General features: G+C 72.7%; 21 protein-coding genes. 10 read left to right on the top strand and 11 right to left on the bottom strand.

Annotated elements, in window-relative coordinates; translation table 11 throughout:
* Positions 1 to 12 precede the first annotated feature (12 nt).
* Both BBH68_RS27400 and BBH68_RS27395 read right to left on the bottom strand, forming a co-directional pair.
* A complete protein-coding gene (locus BBH68_RS27400) occupies positions 13 to 309 on the bottom strand; it encodes a hypothetical protein (protein WP_065966370.1) in 297 nt (98 codons plus the stop codon).
* A gap of 121 nt (positions 310 to 430) precedes the next feature.
* Positions 431 to 1,363 (bottom strand): hypothetical protein, encoded by a 933-nt coding sequence (locus BBH68_RS27395; protein WP_079151225.1) that lies wholly within the window; start codon positions 1,361 to 1,363, stop codon positions 431 to 433.
* Between the two features lie 113 nt (positions 1,364 to 1,476).
* Here BBH68_RS27395 and BBH68_RS27390 point away from each other — a divergent pair, with 113 nt between their 5' ends.
* Positions 1,477 to 2,574: an NAD(P)-binding domain-containing protein gene (locus BBH68_RS27390; protein WP_065966369.1), complete on the top strand. Its 1,098-nt coding sequence runs from the start codon at positions 1,477 to 1,479 to the stop codon at positions 2,572 to 2,574.
* Positions 2,575 to 2,701: 127 nt separating this feature from the next.
* On the opposite strand, the gene BBH68_RS27385 is transcribed toward BBH68_RS27390, so the two are convergent.
* The 8 genes from BBH68_RS27385 to BBH68_RS27350 form a co-directional block, all read right to left on the bottom strand.
* Positions 2,702 to 3,733: a LacI family DNA-binding transcriptional regulator gene (locus tag BBH68_RS27385; RefSeq protein ID WP_065966368.1), complete on the bottom strand. Its 1,032-nt coding sequence runs from the start codon at positions 3,731 to 3,733 to the stop codon at positions 2,702 to 2,704.
* A 100-nt stretch (positions 3,734 to 3,833) separates the two neighbouring features.
* Entirely contained in the window at positions 3,834 to 4,856 is a 1,023-nt protein-coding gene (locus BBH68_RS27380) for a LacI family DNA-binding transcriptional regulator (RefSeq protein ID WP_065966367.1), read from the bottom strand.
* Complete coding sequence (locus tag BBH68_RS27375; RefSeq protein WP_065966366.1) at positions 4,856 to 6,280, bottom strand: L-fucose/L-arabinose isomerase family protein; 1,425 nt, start codon at positions 6,278 to 6,280, stop codon at positions 4,856 to 4,858. Before BBH68_RS27375 ends, BBH68_RS27380 begins: the two co-directional genes overlap by 1 nt.
* Before the next feature lie 94 nt (positions 6,281 to 6,374).
* Positions 6,375 to 6,695: an L-rhamnose mutarotase gene (locus tag BBH68_RS27370; RefSeq protein ID WP_065966365.1), complete on the bottom strand. Its 321-nt coding sequence runs from the start codon at positions 6,693 to 6,695 to the stop codon at positions 6,375 to 6,377.
* 11 nt (positions 6,696 to 6,706) lie between these two features.
* Positions 6,707 to 7,798: a rhamnose ABC transporter substrate-binding protein gene (gene rhaS / locus BBH68_RS27365; RefSeq protein ID WP_065966364.1), complete on the bottom strand. Its 1,092-nt coding sequence runs from the start codon at positions 7,796 to 7,798 to the stop codon at positions 6,707 to 6,709.
* A gap of 42 nt (positions 7,799 to 7,840) precedes the next feature.
* Positions 7,841 to 8,830 carry an ABC transporter permease gene (locus BBH68_RS27360; protein ID WP_065966363.1) on the bottom strand — a complete coding sequence of 330 codons (990 nt, stop codon included), beginning with the start codon at positions 8,828 to 8,830 and terminating at the stop codon, positions 7,841 to 7,843.
* Entirely contained in the window at positions 8,827 to 9,861 is a 1,035-nt protein-coding gene (locus BBH68_RS27355; protein ID WP_065966362.1) for an ABC transporter permease, read from the bottom strand. Before BBH68_RS27355 ends, BBH68_RS27360 begins: the two co-directional genes overlap by 4 nt.
* Complete coding sequence (locus BBH68_RS27350) at positions 9,858 to 11,387, bottom strand: sugar ABC transporter ATP-binding protein (protein WP_065966361.1); 1,530 nt, start codon at positions 11,385 to 11,387, stop codon at positions 9,858 to 9,860. The genes BBH68_RS27355 and BBH68_RS27350 overlap by 4 nt, the downstream gene beginning before the upstream one ends.
* A gap of 315 nt (positions 11,388 to 11,702) precedes the next feature.
* On the opposite strand from BBH68_RS27350, the gene rhaI reads away from it, so the two are divergent.
* Positions 11,703 to 12,863, top strand: coding sequence for an L-rhamnose isomerase (gene rhaI, locus BBH68_RS27345; protein WP_065966360.1), 1,161 nt, complete (start codon positions 11,703 to 11,705; stop codon positions 12,861 to 12,863).
* 147 nt (positions 12,864 to 13,010) lie between these two features.
* On the opposite strand, the gene BBH68_RS27340 is transcribed toward rhaI, so the two are convergent.
* Positions 13,011 to 14,210 (bottom strand): RNA-guided endonuclease InsQ/TnpB family protein, encoded by a 1,200-nt coding sequence (locus tag BBH68_RS27340; RefSeq protein ID WP_065966359.1) that lies wholly within the window; start codon positions 14,208 to 14,210, stop codon positions 13,011 to 13,013.
* A gap of 161 nt (positions 14,211 to 14,371) precedes the next feature.
* Between BBH68_RS27340 and BBH68_RS27335 the strand changes: the two genes are divergently transcribed.
* The 8 genes from BBH68_RS27335 (at position 14,372) to BBH68_RS27300 (ending at position 24,491) form a co-directional block, all read left to right on the top strand.
* Entirely contained in the window at positions 14,372 to 16,417 is a 2,046-nt protein-coding gene (locus BBH68_RS27335; protein ID WP_065966358.1) for a bifunctional rhamnulose-1-phosphate aldolase/short-chain dehydrogenase, read from the top strand.
* Positions 16,418 to 16,658: 241 nt separating this feature from the next.
* Positions 16,659 to 18,119, top strand: a complete 1,461-nt coding sequence (locus BBH68_RS27330; RefSeq protein WP_065966357.1) for a rhamnulokinase — start codon at positions 16,659 to 16,661, stop codon at positions 18,117 to 18,119.
* On the top strand, positions 18,110 to 18,862 hold the full coding sequence (locus BBH68_RS27325) for a (Fe-S)-binding protein (RefSeq protein ID WP_065966356.1): 753 nt from the start codon (positions 18,110 to 18,112) through the stop codon (positions 18,860 to 18,862). The genes BBH68_RS27330 and BBH68_RS27325 overlap by 10 nt, the downstream gene beginning before the upstream one ends.
* The gene (locus BBH68_RS27320; RefSeq protein ID WP_065966355.1) at positions 18,859 to 20,352 is read left to right on the top strand and encodes a lactate utilization protein B; all 1,494 of its coding nucleotides are present in this window, start codon (positions 18,859 to 18,861) and stop codon (positions 20,350 to 20,352) included. Before BBH68_RS27325 ends, BBH68_RS27320 begins: the two co-directional genes overlap by 4 nt.
* Complete coding sequence (locus tag BBH68_RS27315; protein ID WP_065966354.1) at positions 20,349 to 21,002, top strand: LutC/YkgG family protein; 654 nt, start codon at positions 20,349 to 20,351, stop codon at positions 21,000 to 21,002. The genes BBH68_RS27320 and BBH68_RS27315 overlap by 4 nt, the downstream gene beginning before the upstream one ends.
* Before the next feature lie 140 nt (positions 21,003 to 21,142).
* On the top strand, positions 21,143 to 21,334 hold the full coding sequence (locus tag BBH68_RS27310; RefSeq protein WP_065966353.1) for a hypothetical protein: 192 nt from the start codon (positions 21,143 to 21,145) through the stop codon (positions 21,332 to 21,334).
* Between the two features lie 198 nt (positions 21,335 to 21,532).
* Positions 21,533 to 23,140, top strand: a complete 1,608-nt coding sequence (locus BBH68_RS27305; protein WP_065966348.1) for a penicillin-binding transpeptidase domain-containing protein — start codon at positions 21,533 to 21,535, stop codon at positions 23,138 to 23,140.
* A gap of 142 nt (positions 23,141 to 23,282) precedes the next feature.
* On the top strand, positions 23,283 to 24,491 hold the full coding sequence (locus BBH68_RS27300) for an ROK family transcriptional regulator (protein ID WP_065966346.1): 1,209 nt from the start codon (positions 23,283 to 23,285) through the stop codon (positions 24,489 to 24,491).
* The last annotated feature ends 7 nt before the right edge of the window (positions 24,492 to 24,498 follow it).

Here is a 24,498-nt window from a genome sequence, read left to right as displayed (position 1 = left end):
CCGGGCCCCGGCTCAGCCGTCGCCGCGCTCCCGTGTCCCCTCGGCGCCTTCCGCCCGGGCCCCGCGGGCCCGCCCGCGCCCCAGCAGCGCGCCACCGCCGACGACCAGGCCGATGGCCACCACCCGGGCCGCGCCGTAGTAGCCGGTCGCCGACTCGCCCGGGGCGCCGGGCAGTTCGAGGAAGACCCACGCGCCCGCGAGAACCCCCGCCACGATCAGGAGCGCGCCGCCGATCGGCCCGAGCCCCCACCACCAGGGGGACGCGTCGTGGCGTGACGCGTCCGGCCGGTCGGTCCGCTGTTCCGTCATGGGGGCTCCTCTCGCGACGGTGTCCGGGGGTGGCCCGAAACCCTTCGAGCAGTCAGATGCACGACGGGCACAAGGGGTTCCCGACCAGCGTATCTCCGGCCGCGGCACCTCCGCCGGCCGGTCAGCCGAGGGCCTCGCGCATGTTGCCCCGCAGCACGTCCAGATCGTCGCGGACCGCTTCGTACGTGGCCTTGTTCCGCTGGATGTCGGCGCGCTGGTGCTTGGTGGCGGCGGTCCACCACACGCCGGCGGTGTTGTGCTCCCGCTTGCACTCGACGTCCGCGACGGCGGTCCGCACCTCCCGCCGGGTGTGGGTGGTGTTGCCGTCCTTGCCCCGGCCCCACGCCTTGGCGCCGTACGCGGCCAGCGGATCCGGGTAGCGCTCGCCCCCCTTGTCCGTGACGCACTTCGACCAGGTGGCGAAGGCCCGGCGCACCTCCCGGTCCTTCATCACCGCCTTGTGCAGGGCCGCGTCCCGCCTGGAGACATAGGTCCACATGCGGGTGAGGTTCTCGACGCCCTTCGCGAGCCGACGGTTCGCCTGCCCCGAGCACCCCTGCTCGGGGGGCTTGCGCCCGCTGGGCGTGTCCCGGCCGCCGGACCTGCCGTACAGGGCGGCGAACTCACGGTCCGTCATCGCCCGTCCGGCCGGTTCCGGGGGCCGGCGGCGGGAGACCTTCGGGTCCCAGCCGTAGCCCCACCGCTCGGCCTTGTCGAGGTCGAGCCGGCCCAGCGGTGTCGGCGCTGCCGTGACGGTCAGCGTCCCCGAGACCGTCGGCGCGCTCGGGGGCTTGGGATCGGCGGGGAAGTCGGTGAAGCCGAGGTCCACCATGCACCGCTGGGCCAGTCGCTGCTGCGCCTTCGTCCACCGCCTGCTCTCGTCGTTGCCGAGCCGGTAGCGGTCGAGCGGGAGGGGCGGCAGGTGCTTCTCGTCCGTGACCTCCGGGGCTCCCTTCGCCCCGGGGGACGAGGGCGTGTCGGCGGTGGAGCCACAGCCCGTCAGCGCCGCCATGAGCAGGGCGGCGGCCCACCACCGCGCGCGTCGTGTCACCATCGAACAACCTTCCGGACGTCCCACCCGAGACGTCGGACCCTACCGCGAGGGACACGGCCGGGAAGATCCGGCCGCCCGCCGTCGTTGGTGGAAGCGTGAACGACACAGCAGCGGTGCGCGAGGTCGACGTCGTGGTCATCGGCGCCGGGCAGGCGGGGCTGTCCAGCGCCTACCACCTGCGACGGGCGGGGTTCGAGCCGGGCACGGGCTTCGTCGCGCTCGACCACTCCCCCGGCCCCGGGGGCGCCTGGCAGTTCCGCTGGCCGTCGCTGACGTACGGCAAGGTGCACGGGATGTACGACCTGCCGGGCATGCGGCTGACCGGCGCGGCCGACGGGCGGCCGTCGTCCGAGGTCATCACGGAGTACTTCGCGCGCTACGAGGCCGCCTTCGACCTGCGGGTCGCGCGTCCGGTCGATGTGGCGGCGGTGCGCGAGGGCGAGGGCGGGCGGCTGCGGGTGGAGAGCCTGGCGGGGGTGTGGTCCACCCGCGCGCTGATCAACGCGACCGGCACCTGGGACCGGCCCTTCTGGCCCCGCTACCCCGGCCAGACGACGTTCCGCGGGCGGCAGCTGCACACCGCCCAGTACCCGGGTCCTGAGGCCTTCGCCGGGCTGCGGGTGGTCGTCGTCGGGGGCGGGGCCTCCGGCGTGCAGCACCTCCTGGAGATCGCCGAGGTGGCCGCGGAGACCACCTGGGTGACGCGCCGGCCGCCGGTGTTCCGCTCCGGGCCGTTCGGCGAGGAGCAGGGGCGGGCGGCCGTGGCCATGGTGGAGGAGCGGGTGCGGCGCGGGCTGCCCCCGCTCAGCGTGGTGTCCGTGACCGGGCTGCCCATGACCGAGGCGATGGAGCGGGCCCGCGCGAAGGGCGTGCTCGACCGGAAGCCGATGTTCGAGCGGATCACCCCGACCGGCGTGGCCTGGGCGGACGGGCGGGCCGTGGACGCCGACGTCATCCTGTGGGCCACGGGCTTCCGCGCCGCCATCGACCACCTCGCGCCCCTGAGGCTGCGCGAGCCGGGCGGCGGGATCGCCGTCGAGGGCACGCGGGCGCTTCGCGACCCCCGTGTCCACCTGGTCGGCTACGGCCCGTCGGCGAGCACGGTCGGCGCCAACCGGGCGGGGCGGGCCGCCGTACGGGAGATCAAGGCACTGCTCGCGGCGCCCGAGCGCGCCACAGCGCCGACCGCGCCGCTCGCACCGGTCGCCTGAGCCCGAGCGCCGGCGGCCGCGTCGCCGGCGTCGCCCACCCCGGCCGCGTCGGTCGCCTCGGTCGCGTCTGTCGCTTGGACCGGAGCGCCGACAGCCGCGTGAGGTCCCAGGCCGGTGGAACCCGGTCCTAGGCGCCCCGCCCGTGGCGGCCGGCGGCCGCCAGGGTCGAGTCGCGGACCACCAGCTCCGGCCGCAGGACGATGCGCCGGTGCCGGTGCGCGTCGGCGTCCTCGCCGGTCTCCTCGATCAGCAGCTCCGCCGCCGTACGGCCCATCCGGAAGGCGGGCTGCCGTACGGAGGTCAGCGGTACGGCCGCGGCCGAGGCGAACTCGATGTCGTCGTACCCCACCAGCGCCACGTCGTGCGGCACCGACACCCCGGCCGCGAAGAGCGCCTGCAGCACCCCGAGCGCCAGCAGGTCGTTGGCGCAGAACACGGCCGTGGGCCGCGGCGACATGCCCAGCAGCCGCGCCCCCGCGTCCCGCCCCGCCGCCACGTCGAGCCGCTCGGCCTCGATGTGCACCAGCGCCTCCGGCTCCATGCCGGCCTCGGCGAGCGCGGCGAGCACGCCCTTGTGCCGGTCCTGGCACTGGGGCAGTTGCATCGGGCCGCTGACGTAGACCAGGGCGCGGTGCCCCTGGGCGATCAGGTGGCGGCCGGCGAGGGCGCCGCCCTCGATGTCGTCCACGGACACCGAACAGCCCTGGTCGTCCGGCATCTCACGGTCCACGAAGACATACGGGATGTCGTGGCGCCGGAAGTTGCGCAGATTCTGCCCGGCGGCGTCGGCGGGGGTGACCAGCACCCCGCGCACGCGGTGCTCGGCGAACAGGGCGAGGTAGTCGGCCTCTTCGTCGGGGCTCTGCGCGCTGTTGCACACCATCACCCCGAGCCCGGCCTCGCGCGCCGCCCGCTCCGCGCCACTGGCCACGTCCACGAAGAACGGGTTGGCCATGTCCAGCACCAGCAGCGAGATGATCCGGCTGCGCCCCGCCCGGAGCTGGCGCGCCGACTCGCTGCGCACATAGCCCAGCCGTTCGATCGCGGCGTGCACCCGGTGGCGGGTGGCCTCGGCGACCATCTCCGGCCGGTTGATCACATTGGAGACCGTACCGACGGACACGCCCGCCTGCCGCGCGACGTCCTTGATCCCTACCATGCGTCCCACGACCTTCGACCGCCGCCTTCCCGCGGCCGATGGGGGCCGCGGGACCCATGCTAGGCCGTCCGCGACGCGGTCCTCGTCCCGATCTCCGGGTTCAGCGCGGCCGTGCCAGGCTCGATCCGCGGACCACGAGTTCCGGCAGCAGCACGATCCGCTGGTGCCGGTGGGCGTATGCCGTCTCGTCCGTCTCCTCGATCAGCAGCTCCGCCGCCGTACGCCCCATCCGGAACGCCGGCTGGCGCACCGAGGTCAGCGGCACCGCGGCCGCCGCCGCGAACTCGATGTCGTCGTAGCCCACCAGCGCCATCTCCTCGGGCACCGACACCCCGGCCCCGTACAGCGCCTGCAGCACCCCGAGCGCCAGCAGGTCGTTGGCGCAGAACACGGCCGTGGGCCGCGGCGACATGCCCAGCAGCCGCGCCCCCGCGTCCCGCCCCGCCGCCACATCGAGCCGCTCGACCTCGACATGGCGCAGCGCGTCCCCGTCCAGGCCTGCCTCGCGCAGGGCGCGCAGCGCGCCGGTGCGGCGGTCGTGGCACTGGGCGAGCTGCATGGGGCCGCTGACGTACGCGAGGGAGCGGTGTCCGTGGGCGAGGAGGTGGCGGACGGCGAGCGTGCCCCCGATGACGTCGTCGACCGAGACCGAGCAGCCCTCCGCGCTGGGCACCACGCGGTCGACGAACACGAAGGGGATGCCGTGGCGCCGGAAGGACTCCAGGTTCCGCCCGGTGATGTCGGCGGGGGTGACCAGGACGCCGCGTACCCGCTGCTCGGTGAAGAGCGCCAGGTACTCCGCCTCCTCCTCGGGGCTCTGGGCGCTGTTGCACACCATCACCCCGAGCCCGGCCTCGCGCGCCGCCCGCTCCGCGCCACTGGCCACGTCCACGAAGAACGGGTTGGCCATGTCCAGCACCAGCAGCGAGATGATCCGGCTGCGCCCCGCCCGGAGCTGGCGCGCCGACTCGCTGCGCACATAGCCCAGCCGTTCGATGGTGGCCAGGACCCGGGCCCGGGTCTCCTCCGACACCGACTCCGGGCGGTTGATGACGTTGGAGACCGTGCCGACGGAGACCCCGGCCTGGCGGGCCACCTCCTTGATCCCCACCGGACGTGCCATCAAGCGGCGACTTCCACAAGCTCCAGGCCGGTGAGGTCGGCCAGGGCGCGCAGCTCGGGCAGCAGCCGGCCGGTGGCCAGCGCCCAGTGGTGGGCGACGCCGCTCGCGCTCCAGGCGTCGGTCCACTCCCCCGGGTCACAGCCGAAGTCGACGCGCGAGGTGGTGTTGCCGATCCGCAGCAGCGGGCCGCCGACCACCTCGCCCTCGGAGGCGACGATCTTGTAGCGGCCGTCCCGGGTCTGGCCGAGTCCCACCAGGGTGACCGGGCCGTGCCGGACGTCGAACTCGACGGACACGCCCCAGCCGCGCTTCCCGTGGTAGACGCCGAGGCCGCGCAGCAGCGGCTTGCGTTCGCTGATGGCCAGATGGCCGGGCCCGTCGTGGCCCATCTCGACCACCGCGTCCCGGAAGTTGAGCGCCTGCAGCTCGGTGAAGGAGCCGCCGGCGCCGAACCGGTCGCAGATCAGCATGGCCAGCGAGGTGCGCAGCTCGTACTCGCCGGCCGCCGGGACGCCGCGGGCGGTGAGCAGCGAGGAGCCGAGGATCATGCCCGCGCCCAGCTTCTCGTGGATCTCGCCGTCCAGTCCCCGGTGGTAGTACGCCAGCGAGTCCAGGTCGAAGTCGGCCACCAGCCGATCCAGGCCGACGGCCACCCGGGCCGCCCAGGTCAGGTCCTCCTCGACGACGGAGTCGGCGAGCTCGAACACCTGGCGGGTCTCGGCCAGCTTCGCCTCGACCTCGTCGTCCTCGACCTGCTGGACGCGCACCCGCAGGTCGTCGAACTCCAGCACCTCCACATGGCCGCCGAGATTGCCGGTGACCATGGTGAGGTCGGTGGACACGTCGTACATCCCCGGGTACAGGTGGCCCATCAGCCCGTGGCGCCCGTGGCGCAGCACGGACCGCACCCCGGCGGCCCGGATCCAGCGGCCGATGCGGTCCCAGGCCCGCTGGTCCTCCAGATACCCGGACACCGAGCGGAAGGGGACGCCGACCCGTTCGAAGGCGTTCGCCATCTCGGGCAGCGGACACGCGCCGCAGTAGGCGAGCCAGGCGCCGGTGTCGAAGGACGCGTGGTCCATGGCCTCGGTGGGCTGGAGGTTGATCAGCAGGACGGGGGCGCCGCTGCGCTGGGCGATGGGGACCAGCATGGTGGCGGTCATGTAGGTGGTGAGGAAGCCGACGATGAGGTCGCAGTCGGCGGCGCGGAGTTTCTCGGCGGCCACCGCGCCCTCCTGGGCGTCGGAGATGAAGCCCACGTCGACGACCTCGGCGTCGAACTCCCGCATGCGCTCGGTGACCCGCTCCGCGGAGCGGCGCAGCTGCGGCAGCAGGTCGGGGAACTGGGGCCAGTACGCCCCGAGTCCGCCCGCGACCAGCCCGATCTTCGGCTTGCGGGCGACGGCGGGGGTGCGTGCGTTCATGACGGGTCCTTCGTGTCGTCGGTTCCTTGTCCGGTGGCGGCCGCGCCGCGGGTTCGGGGGCCGCCCGGGGAGAGGCGGTCCCCGGCCCCCGGGGCTACGCGAGGTGGAAGACCTCTGTCAGCGGCTTCATCGCCTCGTCCGGCTTCGCGCCGTCCAGCGCCTCGAAGAAGTCCGCCATCTCGGCCTGCCACCGGGCGTTGACGTCGGTCCCGTCCATGGCGGCCCGGGCCGCGGCGAAGTCCTCCGTCTCCAGGTAGCCGACCAGCAGTCCGTCCTCGCGCAGGAAGAGCGAGTAGTTGTGCCAGCCGGCGGCGGACAGGGCCTCGAGCATCTCGGGCCAGACGGCGGCGTGGCGCTCGCGGTACTCCGCGAGCCGGTCCTGGCGGACCTTCAGCAGGAAGCAGACGCGCTGCATGCCGGGCCGCCTCAGAAGTCGAAGTCGTCGATGTTGTTCTTGTCGAAGACGGTGGGCGGCCCGAGGATGACCTCGCCGTCCTTGCCGATCGTGTACTGGCCGAGCTTGCCGGCCTTGAACTTCTCGCCCTCCGCGCCGGTGATCTGCCCGGAGGCGAGTGCCGCCGCCGCGTACGAGCCGAGGTAGCCGAGCTTCTTCGGGTCCCACAGGGAGAACTGCTCGACGGTGCCGTCCTTGACGTACTTGCGCATCTGGTTGGGCGTGCCGAGGCCGTTGATGACGACCTTGCCCTTGTAGGAGGAGCCGCTGATGTAGCGGGCGGCCGCGGCGATGCCGACGGTGGTGGGCGAGATGATGCCCTTCAGGTCGGGGTAGGCCTTCAGCAGGCCCTGGGTCTCCTGGAAGGACTTCTGGTCGTCGTCGTCGCCGTAGGCGGTCTTGACCAGCTTCATGTTCTTGTACTTGGGCTTCTTCAGCTCGTCCTTCATGAACTCGATCCAGGTGTTCTGGTTGGTCGCGTTCTGGGTGGCCGAGAGAATGGCGATCTCGCCCTTGTAGTCGAGCTGTTCGGCGATGTGCTGGACCTGGCTGCGGCCGATCTCCTCGGAGCTGGCCTGGTTGATGAACAGCTGGCGGCAGTCCTTGGCCGTGTCCGAGTCGTAGGCCACGACCTTGATGTCCTTCTTCATGGCCTGCTTGAGGGGGCCGCACACCGCGTTGGGGTCGTTGGCGGCGATCAGGATGGCGTCCTGCCGCTGCTGGATGAGGGTGTTGATGTACGAGACCTGGGAGGAGGCGCTGGCGTCGGAGGGGCCGACCTCCTTGCCCTCGCCGCTGAACTCCTTGGCGGCGGCGATGCCCGCGTCGTCGACGATCTTCTCGTACGGGTTGTTGATCTGCTTGGGCAGGAAGGCGAGCTTGAGCCCCTTCTTCAGCGGGGCGCCGGGGTCGGCCTTGGCGTCCGTGGCCTTGGCGCCACCGCCGCTGTTGTGGTCGGAGTCCTTCTTGGTGGTGCCGCCGCATCCCGCGAGGGTGACGGCCAGGGCACAGGCCGTGGCGAGGGTCGCCGCGGCGCGGCGCCGGGAGGACGTGCGGAGGAACATGGGGAGACCTTTCGGGGAAGGGGGAGGTGGTGCGCCGGGGCGTCAGTTCGAGGAGGTGGCGGCGGCTCTGCGGTGGCGCCACTCGCCGACGGTGGAGATCAGGCGGGGGGTGAGGACGGACGCCACCAGCAGCAGCCCGGTGACGATCACCTGGACCTCGTTGGCCACGTCGTTGAGGGTCAGCAGGTTCTTCAGGACGCCGATGAGCAGCACTCCGGCGACCGCGCCGAAGAGGGTGCCCTTCCCGCCGTCGAAGTCGATGCCGCCGAGCAGGACGGAGGCGATGACCAGCATCTCGAAGCCCTGGCCGTTGTCGGCGCGGGCGCTGCCGTAGCGCAGGGTGAACACCACGCCCGCGAAGGCGGACACCAGCCCGGTGACCACGAACAGGGCGAGCTTGATGCGCCCCACGCGGATGCCGGCGTAGTACGCGGCGTCCTCCTGGGCGCCGATGGCGAACAGCGACCGGCCCAGGCCCGTCGCGTGCAGCACCACCGCGGCGACGACGGCCAGCACGATGAACAGCGCCACCGGATAGGTGATGAAGGTGCCGGGGACGGTGGTGGTGTCCACCGCCCACGCGGCGTAGTTCTCGGGGAAGTCGGTGATGGCGTTGGACCCGAGCACCACGGAGGCCAGGCCCCGGTAGAGGGCGAGGGTGCCGATGGTGACGGCGAGCGAGGGCAGTCCGACCTTGGTGACCAGCCAGCCGTTGAGCAGGCCGCCGGCCACGCCGACCAGCAGCACCACGGGCACGATCGTCTCGAAGGCCCAGCCTGAGTCCCACAGCTGGCCGGTGAGGGCGCTGCTCAGCCCCAGCATCGAGGCCACCGACAGATCCACCTGCCCGGCGACCACCAGCAGCGTCATGGGCAGCGCCATCAGCGCCACCTCGGCGATGTCGTTGAAGGCGAAGGCCAGGTTGTCGCGGCTCGCGAAGCCATCGGTGGTGCCGAGGCCCGTGACGAAGACCGCCACCAGCAGCACGCCCACCGCGGTGTCCCAGCGCAGCCCCGTGCGCAGCAGCCTCATCGGGCGCTCCTCTTCCTCAGCGCGCGGGTCATGCGCACATTGACGATCCGGTCCACGCTGATCGCGGCCAGCAGCAGGGCGCCGGCGATGGCGTCCTCCCAGAAGGAGTCGACCTTCAGCACGGACAGGGCGCTGCCGATGGTGGTGAGCAGCAGCGCGCCCAGCGCCGCGCCCCACACCGTGCCGGTGCCGCCGACGATGGCGACGCCGCCGACCACGACCGCGCTGACCACGGTCAGCTCCCAGCCGTGCGCGTTGTCCGCGACGACGGTGCCGAAGCGGGCCAGCCACAGCGAGCCCGCGAAGCCGGCGACGGCGCCGGAGAAGACGTACGCGCCCAGCACCCGGCGGCGGATCGGCACCCCGGCCAGCCGGGCGGCCTCCGGGCTGGAGCCGATGGCGTACAGCTCGCGGCCGCTGCGGTAGGTGCGCAGGAAGTACGCGGTCGCGGCGAGCACGGCGAAGGAGATCAGCGGCAGATACGGGATGCCCAGCACGCTGCCGCTGCCGAGGTCCAGCACGGACTGCGGCACATCGGCGGCGTTGATCTGCTCGCCCTCCGCCCACCAGTAGTCGACACCCTGGATGATGTAGAGCATCCCGAGGGTCACCACCAGCGCGGGCACCTTCCCGAAGCTGACGAGCGAGCCGCTGACCAGGCCGCAGGCCGCGCCGACCGCGATCCCCAGCAGGGCCACCAGCAGCGGGCCGTGGTCCGTGCCGGACACGAACTTCCCGCAGGCGAAGGCGGAGAGCCCGACCACGGAGCCGACCGACAGGTCGATGTTGCGGGTGACCACGACCACGGACTGCCCGACGGCGAGCAGCACCAGGATCGCGGCGTTGAGCAGCAGGTCCTTGACGCCCTGGCCGCCCAGGAAGCGGGGCTCGGCGATCCAGGTGAAGAGCACCAGGAGCACCAGGGCGCCGGCGATGCTGATCTCGCGGGCGCGGAAGACGGTGTCGACCAGGGAGCGCGCAGAGCGGCCCGCCTCGGCCGGGGCCGTGGGCTTGTCGATGGTGGCCGTCATGCCGCGGCCCTCCCCTCGCCGGTACGGCCGGTCGCGGCGGCCATGACGGACTCCTCGGTGGCCTCGGCGCGCGGGAGTTCCGCGACCAGCCGGCCCTCGTGCATCACCAGGACCCGGTCGGCCATGCCCAGCACCTCGGGCAGGTCGGAGGAGATCATCAGCACCGCGAGCCCCTCGGCGGCCAGCGAGGACAGCAGCCGGTGCACCTCGGCCTTGGTGCCGACGTCGATGCCGCGCGTCGGTTCGTCGACGATGAGCACCGCCGGGTCGGTGGCCAGCCACTTGGCGAGCACCACCTTCTGCTGGTTGCCGCCCGACAGCACACCGACCTGATCGCTCAGCCTGCCGTACTTGAGCCGCAGCCTGACGGCCCAGTCGGCGGCCCGGCCCCGCTCCAGGGCCCGCTTGACGAGCCCCTTGCCGCTGATCCGGTCAAGTCCGGTGAGCCCGATGTTCCGTTCGATGGACATCTCCATGACCAGCCCGCGCTGCCGCCGGTCCTCGGGTACGAGCGCGAGCCCGGCGGCCATCGCGGCGCTGGGCGAGCCGGGCCGCAGCGGCTTCCCGCCCACCCGCACCTCGCCCGCGTCCGCCCGGTCCACGCCGAAGGTGGCCTGGGCCACCTCGGTGCGCCCCGCGCCGACCAGCCCGGCCAGCGCGACGATCTCGCCGCGGCGCACGTCGAAGGACACGTCCCGGAACACGCCCTCGCGGGTCAGCCGCCGCACGGACAGCGCCGTCTCGCCGACCCGGGTGTCCTGCTTGGGATACAGCTCGTCCAGGTCCCGGCCCACCATGCGGCGCACCAGGTCGTCCTCGGTGAGGCCCGCCAGCGGCTCGGAGGCCACCCAGCGGCCGTCCCGCAGGGTGGTCACGCGCTGGCAGAGCCGGAAGATCTCCTCCAGCCGGTGCGAGATGAACAGCACCGCCGCGCCCTCGGCGCGCAGCGCCTCCACGACCGAGAACAGCCGGGCCGTCTCGCTGCCGGTGAGGGCGGCGGTCGGCTCGTCCATGATCAGCACCCGGGCGTCGAAGGAGAGCGCCTTGGCGATCTCCACGATCTGCTGGTCGGCGATGGACAGCCCGCGGGCGGGCCGGTCGGGATCGAGGGCCACGCCGAGCCGCCCCATCAGCGCGGCCGTCGCGGCGCGCACCGCCTTGTGGTCGATCCGGCCGAGCCGCCGCCGGGGCTGGCGGCCCATGAAGATGTTCTCGGCGATCGACAGGTCGGGGAAGAGCGTGGGCTCCTGGTAGATGACGGCGATGCCCGCGTCGCGGGCGTCGGCGGGGCCGTGGAAGACCACCGGCGCGCCGTCGAGCAGCACCTGCCCGGAGTCGGGGCGGTGCACCCCGGCGAGCGTCTTGATGAGCGTGGACTTGCCGGCGCCGTTCTCGCCGGCGAGGGCGTGCGCCTCGCCGGGGAACAGCTCGAGGGAGACGTCCCGCAGGGCGCGGACGGCGCCGAAGGATTTGTTCACCCCCTTGAGGGCGAGGACCGGAACTCCGGTCGGAACAGCCTGGCTCACGGTGTGGGGTCTCCTTGCTTCCTTGCCACGAGAGCGGCCTTCCGGCTCCGCGTAAATGAAATGTTTCAAAGCCGGGTTTCGGGAAGCTAACCCGGCGATTTGCCACCGTCAAGGGGGTATGCACCGGGTACACCAAGTCGTTGTGGCCCCTCTTGACGCACCAGGACCGGTGGCCCTACGGTCCAGGCGCTTTGGATTGAATCGTTTTTCGTGATCGGGGAGCCCCGGCCCGGAGCCGCACCGCTGCTTGACGCGTGACCATCCGCACGGTTAGCGTCGCTTGAATCGTTTCATAGTTGCCTTCGAGGAGACCGTATGTCTGACCTTTCGGCCGTGAAGGCGGCCCTCAAGACCCAGGCCGTCGAGACGCCGTCATGGGCGTACGGCAACTCCGGAACCCGCTTCAAGGTGTTCACCCAGCCCGGGGTCCCGCGCACCCCCCAGGAGAAGCTCGACGACGCCGCCCAGGTGCACGCCGCCACCGGCGTGGCCCCGACCGTCGCCCTGCACATCCCCTGGGACAAGGTGGACGACTACGGGGCGCTCGCCAAGTACGCCGAGGAGCGCGGGCTGAAACTCGGCGCGATCAACTCCAACGTGTTCCAGGACGACGACTACAAACTCGGCTCGGTCACCAACCCTGATCCCGAGATCCGCGGCAAGGCCCTCGCCCACCTGCTCGAATGCGTCGACATCATGGACGCGACCGGCTCCCGCGACCTCAAGCTCTGGTTCTCCGACGGCACCAACTACCCCGGCCAGGACGACATCGCCGCCCGCCAGGAGCGGCTCGCCGAGGCCCTGCAGGCCGTCTACGAGCGGCTCGGCGACGACCAGCGGATGCTGCTGGAGTACAAGTTCTTCGAGCCCGCCTTCTACACCACCGACGTCCCGGACTGGGGCACGGCCTACGCCCACTGCCTCAAGCTCGGCCCCAAGGCCCAGGTCTGCGTGGACACCGGCCACCACGCGCCCGGCACGAACATCGAGTTCATCGTCGCGCTGCTGCTGCGGGAGGGGAGGCTCGGCGCGTTCGACTTCAACTCCCGCTTCTACGCCGACGACGACCTCATGGTCGGCGCGGCGGACCCCTTCCAGCTCTTCCGGATCATGTACGAGGTGGTCCGCGGCGGCGGCCTGGACTCGGGCGTCGCGTTCATGCTGGACCAGTGCCACAACATCGAGCCGAAGATCCCGGCGATCATCCGCTCGGTCATGAACGTCCAGGAGGCGACGGCGAAGGCGCTCTTGGTGGACCGCGACGCGCTGGCCGCCGCGCAGGCCTCGGGCGATGTCCTCGGCGCCAACGCGGTCCTCATGGACGCCTACAACACCGACGTACGGCCGCTCCTCGCCGAGGTCCGGGAGGAGCTGGGGATCGACCCCGACCCGATGGCGGCGTACCGGGCCTCCGGGTGGGCGGAGAAGATCGTGGCCGAGCGAGTGGGCGGCACGCAGGCGGGCTGGGGCGCGTAGGGGGTGTCTCGCCTCCGCCGCCGCTCCGCCGCGCGGCGCGGGGCTCCGCCCCGGCGGTCCCGGGAACGGGTCCCCGAACACCGGCCGACTTCACCACCACACAGAGGGAAGAACTTGACTTCCTCCCCCTCCTGAAGGAGGGGGTTCCTACGGCTCGCGCCGTGGGGGTTCCTGCTTCGTCGCCGACTGCCCGCCCGGAGTGCTCCGTTGAGGTCTTACACCGGCTCCACAGGCCGATACCGCCAGCCCGGCGGCCAGGATGTTGCGTGCCGCGTTCACGTCGCGGTCGTGGGTCGTGCCGCAGTCGCAGGTCCAGGTACGGACGTGCAGCGGCAGCTTGTCCCGCAGGGTGCCGCACACGGAGCACAGCTTGGAGGAGGGGAACCAGCGGTCGACCGCGATCACCTCGCGGCCGTACCACTGGGCCTTGTACTCCAGCAGGCTCCGGAACTCGCTCCACGCCGCGTCGGAGATGGCGCGGGCGAGCTTGCCGTTCTTCAGCAGGTTCCGAACGGTGAGGTCCTCGATCACGATCGTTTGGTTCTCACGAACGAGCCGAGTGGTGATCTTGTGCAGCGTGTCGCGCCTGCGGTCGGCGACGCGGGCATGGATACGGGCGACCTTCCGCCTCGCCTTGGCCCGGTTCGCGCCCTCGCCCGGGGCCTTGCGGGCAAGGTGCCGCTGGGCCCTGGCCAGGCGGGTACGGTCGCGCCGCTCGTGCCGGGGGTTGGAGATCTTCTCCCCGGTCGAGAGGGTCAGCAGGTGGTCCAGTCCGGCATCCACGCCGACCGCCGCATCCGTTGGGGCGAGCGGCCCCACGGTGGGGTCCTCGCACAGCAGGGACACGTGCCAGCGTCCGGCCGAGTCCTGCGACACGGTCACGGTGGACGGCGACGCGCCCTTCGGAAGGGGGCGGGACCACACGATCTCCAGCGGCTCCGTCATCTTCGCCAAGGTCAGCTCGCCGGCGCGGAAGCGGAAGGCGCTGGTGGTGTACTCGGCGGACTTCCGGGACTTCTTCCGCGACTTGAACCGCGGATACCCGGCGCGCCTGGCGAAGAAGTGGGTGAAGGCCGTCTGGAGGTGGCGCAGGGCCTGCTGGAGCGGGACGGAGGAGACCTCGTTGAGATACGCCAGTTCCTCGGTCTTCTTCCACGCCGTCAGCATCGCCGAGGTGGCGTTGTAGTTGACCCGCTCCTGTCGCAGTGTCCACGCCTGCGTGCGCGCCTCAAGGGCCAGGTTGTAGACCTTCCGCACACACCCGAACGTGCGCGACAGCTCGGCTGCCTGCGCATCGGTCGGATAGAAGCGGTACTTGAACGCCCGCCGCACCTGTACGGCCTCCACGGCTCACATACCAGGCCATCAGTTGGTGACTCCCCGGCGGCAGTTGGAGGCGCCGGGTCGGCGCCGGGCCGCCCTGGGGGCGAACCGGCTTTCCTGCCCTGCTCGGCAGGGGCTCGATTCCTCCCCGCCCTGCAAGGCGGGATTTCCTCGAAGGAGATCAGATGACCGCAGAACCGCACCCCGAAGCGGCCGCCCTGCTCCAGCGCTCGCACCGCCTCGGAGCCGATCCCCGGAACACCAACTACGCAGGCGGGAACACCTCCGCCAAGGGGACCGCGACCGACCCGGTCACCGGGCAGGACGTCGAGCTGATGTGGGTCAAGGGCTCCGGGGGCGACCTGGGGACCCTGACCGAGGCGGGTCTCGCCGCGCTGCGGCTGGACCGGTTGCGGGCACTGACCGAGGTCTACCCGGGGGTGGAGCGCGAGGACGAGATGGTCGCCGCGTTCGACTTCTGCCTGCACGGCAAGGGCGGCGCCGCGCCGTCCATCGACACCGCCATGCACGGCCTGGTCGACGCCGCCCATGTCGACCACCTGCACCCCGACTCCGGCATCGCGCTCGCGTGCGCCGCCGACGGCGAGGCGCTCACCAAGGAGTGTTTCGGCAACCAGGTGGTGTGGGTCCCGTGGCGCCGCCCCGGGTTCCAGCTCGGCCTGGACATCGCCGCCATCAAGAAGGCCAACCCCGAGGCGATCGGCTGCGTCCTCGGCGGCCACGGCATCACCGCCTGGGGCGACACCTCCGAGGCGTGCGAGGCCAACTCCCTGCGCATCATCCGCACGGCCGAGCGGTTCCTCGCCGAGCGCGGCAAGGCGGACCCCTTCGGCCCGGTCCTCCCCGGCTACGAGCCGCTCCCCGAGGCCGAACGCCGGGCCCGCGCCGCCGCCCTGGCCCCCGTCCTGCGGGGGCTCGCCTCCACGGACCGCCCGCAGGTGGGCCATTACAACGACTCCGACGCCGTCCTCGACTTCGTCTCCCGCGCCGAACACCCGCGCCTGGCCGCGCTCGGCACCTCCTGCCCGGACCACTTCCTGCGCACCAAGGTCCGCCCGCTGGTCCTCGACCTCCCGCCCGCGGCGCCCCTCGACGAGGCGATCGGCCGGCTCAGGGAGCTGCACACCGCATACCGCGCGGACTACCGGGCGTACTACGAGCGGCACGCCACCCCCGACTCCCCCGCGATGCGCGGCGCCGACCCGGCGATCGTGCTGGTCCCGGGCGTGGGGATGTTCAGCTACGGCAAGGACAAGCAGACGGCCCGGGTGGCGGGCGAGTTCTACGTCAACGCGATCAATGTGATGCGCGGCGCCGAGGCCGTGTCCAGGTACTCCCCCATCGAGGAGTCGGAGAAGTTCCGCATCGAGTACTGGGCACTGGAGGAGGCCAAGCTCCAGCGGATGCCGAAGCCCAAGCCGCTGGCGACCCGCGTCGCGCTGGTCACGGGCGCCGGTTCGGGCATCGGCAAGGCGATCGCGCACCGTCTGGCGGCCGAGGGCGCCTGCGTCGTGGTGGCGGACATCAACGCGGAGAACGCCGAGGCGGTGGCCGCCGACCTGGGCGGCCCGGACAAGGCCACCGCCGTCACCGTGGACATCACCTCGGAAGACGAGATCAAAGCGGCCTTCCAACAGGCCCTGTTGGCCTTCGGCGGCGTGGACCTCCTGGTCAACAACGCGGGGATCTCCATCTCCAAACCCCTCCTCGAAACCACCGCCGAGGACTGGGACCTCCAGCACGACATCATGGCGCGCGGCAGCTTCCTGGCCTCCCGGGAGGCGGCCCGCATCATGATCGACCAGAACATGGGCGGCGACGTCGTCTACATCGCCTCCAAGAACTCGGTGTTCGCGGGCCCGAACAACATCGCGTACTCCGCCACCAAGGCCGACCAGGCCCACCAGGTGCGCCTGCTCGCCGCCGAGTTGGGCGGTCACGGCATCCGGGTCAACGGTGTGAACCCCGACGGGGTCGTCCAGGGGTCGGGGATCTTCGCGGGCGGCTGGGGCGCGCAGCGGGCGGCCACCTACGGCGTCCCCGAAGAGGAACTGGGCAAGTTCTACGCCCAGCGCACGCTCCTGAAGCGCGAGGTGCTGCCGGAGCACGTGGCGAACGCGGTCTTCGCACTGACCGGCGGCGACCTGACGCACACCACCGGTCTGCATGTGCCGGTCGACGCGGGGGTTGCGGCGGCCTTCCTGCGCTGACCCGCACATGAGGGGGCGGGGTGCGGGGGTGGCGCCCTGCCCCCGCACCCCGCCCCCGCCCCGGCTCCCCTGCCCCGGCTCCCCTGCCCCGGCCCCCGCGCCCCGGCCCCCGCGCCCCGGCCCCCGCGCCCCGGCCTCCGCCCCGCGCACAGCAACCACACCACGAGGTCCCACCGTGCCCCCAACACCGTCACCCCAGTGCTTCGCCGCCGTAGACCTGGGCGCGTCGAGCGGCCGCGTCATGGTCGGCACGGTCGCCCCCGGCACCCTCGAACTCCAGGAGGCGCACCGCTTCCCCAACCGCCCGGTCCGCGTGGCCGGCACCCTGCACTGGGACGTCCTCGCCCTCTACCAGGGCGTCCTGGACGGTCTGCGCGCCGCGGCGGCAGCCGTGCGGGCCAAGGGCGGCCGCCTCGCCGGCATCGGCATCGACACCTGGGCCGTGGACTACGGCCTCCTGGGCGAGGACGGGGCGCTGCTCGGCAACCCGGTCCACTACCGCGACAGCCGCACCGACGGCACCGCGGAGAAGGTCGCGGCCGTCCTCGCGCCCCGGGAGCTGTACGCGGCCACCGGCCTCCAGCACCTCCCGTTCAACACGATCTACCAGCTCACCGCCGCCCAGGGCAGCCCGGCCCTGGGCGCCGCCCGCCGCCTCCTGCTCATCCCGGACCTGGTCTCGTACTGGCTGACGGGCGAGGCCGGCACCGAGCTGACCAACGCCTCCACCACCCAGCTGATCGACCCGCGCACCCGCACCTGGTCCCGCACGGTCGCCGACGCGCTCGGCATCGACCTGTCGCTGTTCCCGCCCCTACGCCACCCCGGCGACCCGGCGGGCACGCTGTGCGAGGAAGCGATGGCCGCGACCGGGATCGGGGAGCCCGTGCCCGTCACCGCCGTGGGCTCCCACGACACCGCCTCGGCCGTCGTCGGCGTCCCCGCCACCTCGCCCGACTTCGCGTACATCGCCACCGGCACCTGGTCCCTGGCCGGTCTCGAGCTCGACTCCCCGGTCCTCACCGAGGCGAGCCGTCGGGCCAACTTCACCAACGAGCTGGGCGTGGACGGCACGGTCCGCTATCTGCGCAACATCATGGGCCTGTGGATGCTCCAGGAGTGCCTGCGCACCTGGGAGGCCCAGGGCCGGCCCCAGGACCTGCGGACACTCCTGGACGAGGCGGCCCGGTGCGCCCCCCTTCGCTCGGTGGTGGACGCCGGGGCGCCGGAGTTCATCGCCCCGGACCGGATGCCCGACCGCATCGCGGAGGCCTGCCGCCGCGCCGGCCGGCCGGTCCCCCGCACGCCCGCCGAGACCACCCGCTGCGTGCTGGACTCCCTCGCCCTCGCGCACCGGCGCGCGATCGAGGACGCCCGGCGCCTCTCCGGCCGTACGGTCCGCACCGTGCACATCGTCGGAGGCGGCGCGCACAACGAGCTGCTGTGCCGGCTGACCGCCGACGCCTGCGGGCTGCCGGTGCTCGCGGGCCCGGCGGAGGCCACGGCGCTCGGCAACGTCCTGGTCCAGGCCCGGACCGCGGGCGTGCTCACCGGTGGCCTCACCGACCTGCGGGAGCTGCTTCACAGCACCCAGCGTCTGAGGCAGTATGAGCCGTCGGGTGATCAAGCAGCGTGGTCCCGGGCGGCCGCCCTCGTGGAGGGCGGCCGCGCCGAGGACCAGGAGGAGGAACCGTGCGCGTAGCGCTCTTCATCACCTGCGTCAACGACACGCTGTATCCCCGCACCGGCCGGGCCGTCGTCACCCTGCTGGAGCGGCTGGGCGTCGAGGTGGGTTTCCCGCCGGAGCAGAGCTGCTGCGGCCAGCCGCACTTCAACACCGGCTACCGCCATGAGACCGAGCCCCTGGTCCGCCGCTACGCCGCCGCGTTCCAGGACTACGACTACGTGGTCACCCCTTCGGGCTCGTGCGCCGCCATGGTGCGCGACAACTACCCGAGGATCGGGGCGAAGGCCGCCGCCGAGGGCCGGGGCCAGGAGCTGACCGAGCTGGCCGCCGCGGCGGTCCCCAAGACCTACGAGCTCACCGAGTTCCTCACCGACGTGCTCAAGGTGACCGATGTGGGCGCGTACTACCCGCACACCGTGACCTACCACCCCACCTGCCACGGGCTGCGGATGCTGCGCCTGGGCGACCGGCCGCGCAGGCTGCTGGCGGCGGTCAAGGGGCTCGAGCTGCTGGAGCTGCCGGGCGCCGAGGAGTGCTGCGGCTTCGGCGGCACGTTCGCCGTGAAGAACGCCGCCGTCTCGGCCGCGATGGGCGCCGACAAGGCGCGCAACATCACCGCGACCGGGGCGGAGACGGTGTGCACGGTCGACAACTCGTGCCAGATGCACATCGGCGGGACACTCGCCCGCCAGGGCTCGACCGTCCGCCCGGTCCACATCGCCGAGATCCTGGCGAGCACGGAAGGAGACGTCTGGTGACCGGCACCTATCTGGGCATGCCCGCGTTCCCCGAGGCGGCCGCCGTCTCGACGAAGAACACCCGGCTGCGCGCCAATCTGCGCCACGCCACCCACACGATCCGCGCCAAGCGCGCCGCGGCGGTCGCCGAGCTGGCGGACTGGGAGCGGCTGCGCGCCGCGGGCGCGGCGATCAAGGACCGTACGCTGCGCCACCTGGACCACTACCTGGAGCGGCTGGAGAGCACCGTGACGGCGGCGGGCGGCCAGGTGCACTGGGCGGCGGACGCGGAGGACGCCAACCGGATCGTCACCGAGCTGGTCCGGGCCACCGGCGAGCGCGAGGTGGTCAAGGTCAAGTCGATGGCCACGCAGGAGATCGGCCTGAACGACGCGCTCGCCGAGGCGGGCATCCGCGCGTACGAGACCGATCTGGCCGAGCTGATCGTGCAGCTCGGCGACGACCTGCCGTCGCACATCCTGGTGCCCGCGATCCACCGCAACCGCACCGAGATCCGCGACATCTTCACGCACCGGATGGCCCGCTGGGGCCGCCCCGCCCCGGAGGGGCTGACGGACGCCCCGGCCGACCTGGCGGAGGCGGCCCGGCTGCATCTGCGCGAGAAGTTCCTGAACGCCAAGGTGGGCATCTCGGGCGCCAACTTCATGGTGGCCGAGACCGGCACGCTGGTGGTCGTGGAGTCGGAGGGCAACGGCCGGATGTGCCTGACCCTCCCCGAGACGCTGATCTCCGTGGTGGGCATCGAGAAGGTGGTGCCGACGTGGCGGGACCTGGAGGTGTTCCTCCAGCTCCTTCCCCGCTCCTCGACGGCGGAGCGGATGAACCCGTACACCTCCACCTGGACCGGCACCACCGACGGCGACGGCCCGCGCGTCTTCCACCTGGTCCTGCTCGACAACGGGCGCACCGACACCCTCGCGGACACCGTGGGGCGCCAGGCGCTGCGCTGCATCCGCTGCTCGGCGTGTCTCAATGTGTGCCCGGTGTACGAGCGGGCGGGCGGCCATGCGTACGGGTCGGCGTACCCGGGGCCGATCGGGGCGATCCTCACCCCGCAGCTGCGCGGCACGCAGAGCGAGCTGGACGCCTCGCTGCCGTACGCCTCGTCGCTGTGCGGGGCGTGCTACGAGGTGTGTCCGGTCGCCATCGACATCCCGGAGATCCTGGTCCATCTGCGCGAGCGGGTGGTCGAGGGCGGCCCGGCGTCGGTGCGCGGGACCCGGGCCGTGATCAAGCCCGCCAAGGGGCACGCGGCGGAGCGCGCCGCGATGCGGGCGGCGCGCTGGGCCCTGGACCACCCGGGGGTGCTGCGCGCCGGGCAGCGGCTCGCCTCCCGTACCCGCCGCTTCCATCCGCGCCGGCTGCCGGGGCCGGGGCGGGCGTGGACGGACACCCGGGACCTGCCGGCCGTGCCCGCCGAGCCGTTCCGGGACTGGTGGCAGAGAACACACGGCGACGGGAACCGGAGCGAGGGGAAGAGCACGACGTGAGCAGCCGAGACCTGGTGCTGGCCCGCGTCCGCCGCGCGCTGGCGGACGTGCCCCGCACGGAGCGCCCCTCCGACGCCCCCGTGGACCGCGACTACCTGCGGGCGCACGGGGACCGGACCACCGAGCAGACCGTGGATCTGCTCGCGGAGAACCTCGCGGACTACCGGGCGATCGTCCACCGCACCGACGCGGCCGGGCTGCCGGCCCTGATCGCCCGGCTGCTGGCGGGGCGCGGCGCGACGAGCGTGGTCGTGCCGCCGGGGCTGCCCGCCGAGTGGCTGTCGGCCACGGACCCGGAGGAGGTGGCGCGGATCCCGGACACCCCGGAGCTGACCCCGCACGACCTGGACGCGGTCTCCAGCGTTGTCACGGGCTGCGCGGTGGCCGTGGCCGAGACGGGGACCGTCGTACTGGACGCGGGGCCGGACCAGGGGCGCCGGCGCATCACGCTGGTGCCCGACCACCACATCTGTGTCATCAAGGTCCCCGAGCAGGTGGTGGACTCCGTACCGCAGGCCCTGGAACGGCTCGCCCCGGAGCGCCCGCTGACCTGGATCTCCGGCCCGTCGGCGACCAGCGACATCGAACTGGACCGGGTGGAGGGCGTGCACGGCCCGCGAACGCTGGAAGTCGTGCTGGTGGAGGGGTGACGGACGTGCTGGTGGAGGGGTGGCGGCGGCCGTCCAGGGCCGTGCACCGGATGCGTTCTTGCTCACATACCCGCGGTAACAGCGCACTTGAACGGTTTGCACCGGTGCCGATGTCAGTGGCTGCCCGTACTCTTATTCCCATGCGTCCGACTCCTACTCACCCCGAAACCGCTTTACTCACCCTCTCCACCGACCAGGCGAACGAGGCCATCCGCGTGTTCTTGCGCGCGCGGGCCGGCCGGGCGCTGCGTCCGCAGGAGCGGGCCGAATACGGTCGGCTGCTGAAGGTCTACACCAGGGCGCTGCGGGGAGAGGTCGAGCAGGCGGCGTGAGCCGTCGCGGCGCGCCCGGAGGGCGTGTCGCGGGTCACGCGGTGCGCTTGTGGCCTGAAGTAGCCCCTTGTGATGGAGTGTCACGGTCCATAGGTTGTGGACTCGTTGTGCGCCCTGCCGCTTGACGCGGGGGTGGAGCGGCAGGGCGCCAACCTCAGCTCGGGGATCATCGGGGGATCTTGGGGGGCGGACCACGCCATGCGCACAGTGGGAAGAGTCGTGCTCGGAGTCACGGCCGTCGCGGTCGTGGGTGTCGCGGGCCTCGGCGCGTACAACCTGTACACCGGGCTCACCGGCGGCGACCGGGGGCCGGGGCACGACGGCCCGGTCAGCGCGTCCGAAGTGCGGGAGACCGCACGGGACTTCCTCGCCGCCTGGGCGGAGAAGAACGACGTGAGGGCCTCGCAGCTCACCAACGACGCCGCGTCGGCCGTGGCCGCGCTGAGCGGCTACCGCCACGACGGCCATGTGGCGAAGCTGACGCTCAAGGCGGGCCGGGCGCAGGGGACCCGGGTGCCATTCGACGTCAGGGCCGACATCTCCTACGAGGGCACCCGCGCCAGCTGGAGCTACGCCTCCGAGCTGTCGGTGGTGCGGGGCAGGACGACGGGCAGACCGCTGGTCGACTGGATGCCCTCCGTGCTGCACCCCGAGCTGACCGCCGACCGTCCGGCGCTGCGGACGGGCCTCGCCGCCCCGCCGTCGGTCCGGGTGGTGGACCGCGACGGCAAGGAGCTGACGAAGGAGCGCTATCCCTCGCTCGGCCCGGTGCTGGCCGAACTCCGCAAGCGGTACGCCGCCGCCTCGGGCACCGGGGGCCGGATCGAGGTGTGGGCGGCCGGGGTGGACGACACACCCGCGAAGACCCTGCACGTGGTGGCCAAGGGCAGGCCGGGCACCGTGCACACCACGCTCGACGCGCGGGTGCAGAGCCGCGCCGAGGAGGCGGTCGCGCGGCGCTCGGGGGCCTCGGTGGTGGCGCTCAAGCCCAGCACGGGCGAGGTACTGGCAGTGGCCAACTCCGACCGGACGGAGTTCAATCCGGCCTTCCAGGGGGCCACCGCGCCCGGCTCCACGTTCAAGATCATCACCTCGGCGGCGCTGCTGGAGTCCGGCAAGGTGACCCCCGGCCGTCCGGTGCCCTGCCCCAAAACGATCTCGTACCAGCAGGGCATGACCTTCCACAACGTCGAGGACAGCGAGAACCCGGCCGCCACCTTCGCGCAGGACTTCGCCGCCTCCTGCAACACCGCCTTCGTGTCGCTGGCCGGCGATCTGTCCGACAGCGCCGTCGCCGACGAGGCGCGGGCGGTGTTCGGGATCGGGCTCACCTGGCACGTGGGGGTGGAGACCTTCGACGGCTCGGTGCCCACAGGTGGCGGGGACGACAAGGCCGCCGCGCTGATCGGGCAGGGCAGGGTGCAGATGAACCCGCTCACCGTGGCCTCGGTGGCGGCCACCGCCCAGACCGGCACCTTCCGGCAGCCCGTCATCGTGCCCCGGTCCCTGATCCGGGAGGAGCAGGCGAAGACGGAGCGCGGGCTGAGCCCGGCGGCCGTCCGGCAGTTGCGGAGCATGATGCGGCTCACCGCCACCAGCGGCACGGCGGCGCGCGCGATGTCCGGGCTCAGCGGGGACATCGGCGCGAAGACGGGCTCGGCGGAGATCGACGGACAGCAGACCACGAACGCCTGGTTCACGGCCTACCGGAACGACATCGCGGCGGCCGCCGTGGTCGTCGGGGGCGGCCACGGCGGCGACACGGCGGGGCCGGTCGTCAGGGACGTGCTCACGGCCCACGGCTAGCATCCGCGCCGGCCGGGCATCCGGGTCCCGGGCAAAGTGCGCTTCGTGCGAGGGTTGCGCGAAGGAGTTGCCCAAGGGGGGCGCGCACTCTAGGGTGGCGCGGCGTCATACGGGCCGCACCACCGAGCACGGAGGACCCGGCGTGAAGCGCACGTCCCGCGACATCCGCACCGCGAACCGCTACGACGTGTTGCGCCACATCATCGCCGAATCCCCCGTCTCCCGGCAGCAGCTGGCCGCCGCGACCGGGCTGAGCCTGGCCACGGTCGCCACCCTGGTGGGCGAGCTGCTGGACTTCGGCATGCTGGTGGAGGGCGGGTACGAGGACTCCGACGGCGGCCGGCCGCGCGGGCTGGTCGCCGTCAACCCCACCGGCGGCGCGCTGATCGGCGTGGACGTGGCCGAGACGTACATCCACGTCGAGCTGTTCGACCTGGCGCTGACCGTGCTGGCCCGCGCCGACGAGGAGCTGCGCCCCGGCGAGCGGGACGCGGCGCGGGTGGTGGCGCGCATCGCCGGCGCCGTGGCCGAGGTGGTGGCGCGGTCGGCCGTGGCGCCGGAGCGGGTGCTGGGCGTCGGGGTCAGCATGCCCGGGCAGGTGGACCGGGAGGGCGGGGTGTCCGTCTACGCCGCCAACTGGAACTGGCACGACGTCCCGCTGCTGGGCCTGCTGGCCGAACACCTCCCCTACCCGCTCCACCTCGACAACCCGCTGCGCGCCACCACCGTCGCCGAGCAGTGGTTCGGCGCGGCGCGCGGGCGCGATGACGCGATCGTGGTCAACCTGGGGACGGGGGTGGGGGCGGGGCTCGCACTGGGCGGCACGCTGCACCGGGGGGCGACCAACAGCGCAGGCGAGTGGGGGCACACCACCCTCGTGCTGGACGGGCGGCCGTGCCACTGCGGCAACCAGGGCTGTGTGGAGACGTATGTCGGCGCCCCGGGCATCATGCGGAACCTCCGGGAGCTGAGCCCCGACAGCCCCCTGCTGCACCCGGACGACCAGACCGCCACCATCGAGGCGCTCGGCCGGGCGCTGGCCGACGGCGATCCGGTGGCCGTGCGGGTGGTCCGCGAGACCGCCCGCTATCTCGGCGCGGCCCTGGCCGACCTGGTCAATCTGCTCAACCCCGAGGTGATCGTGGTCAGCAGCTGGGTGGCGGCCGCGCTGGGCGAGCCGCTGGTGGCGGAGGTACGGGAGGCGGTGGCGCGGCGCGCGCTGCGCCGCCCCTTCGGGAGCGTCGAGATCGTGCTGTGCCCGATCCCGTCCAACCCGGTGAGCCTGGGGGCCGCGACCTTCGCCCTGGAGGGCTCGCTGGCGGCCATGAGAGCGAAGCCGCACCGGGGCTAGCGAGCGG

This window comes from Streptomyces sparsogenes, assembly GCF_001704635.1.
GTDB classification, from domain to species: domain Bacteria; phylum Actinomycetota; class Actinomycetes; order Streptomycetales; family Streptomycetaceae; genus Streptomyces; species Streptomyces sparsogenes.
This window is presented reverse-complemented; position numbering and strand designations above follow the sequence as displayed.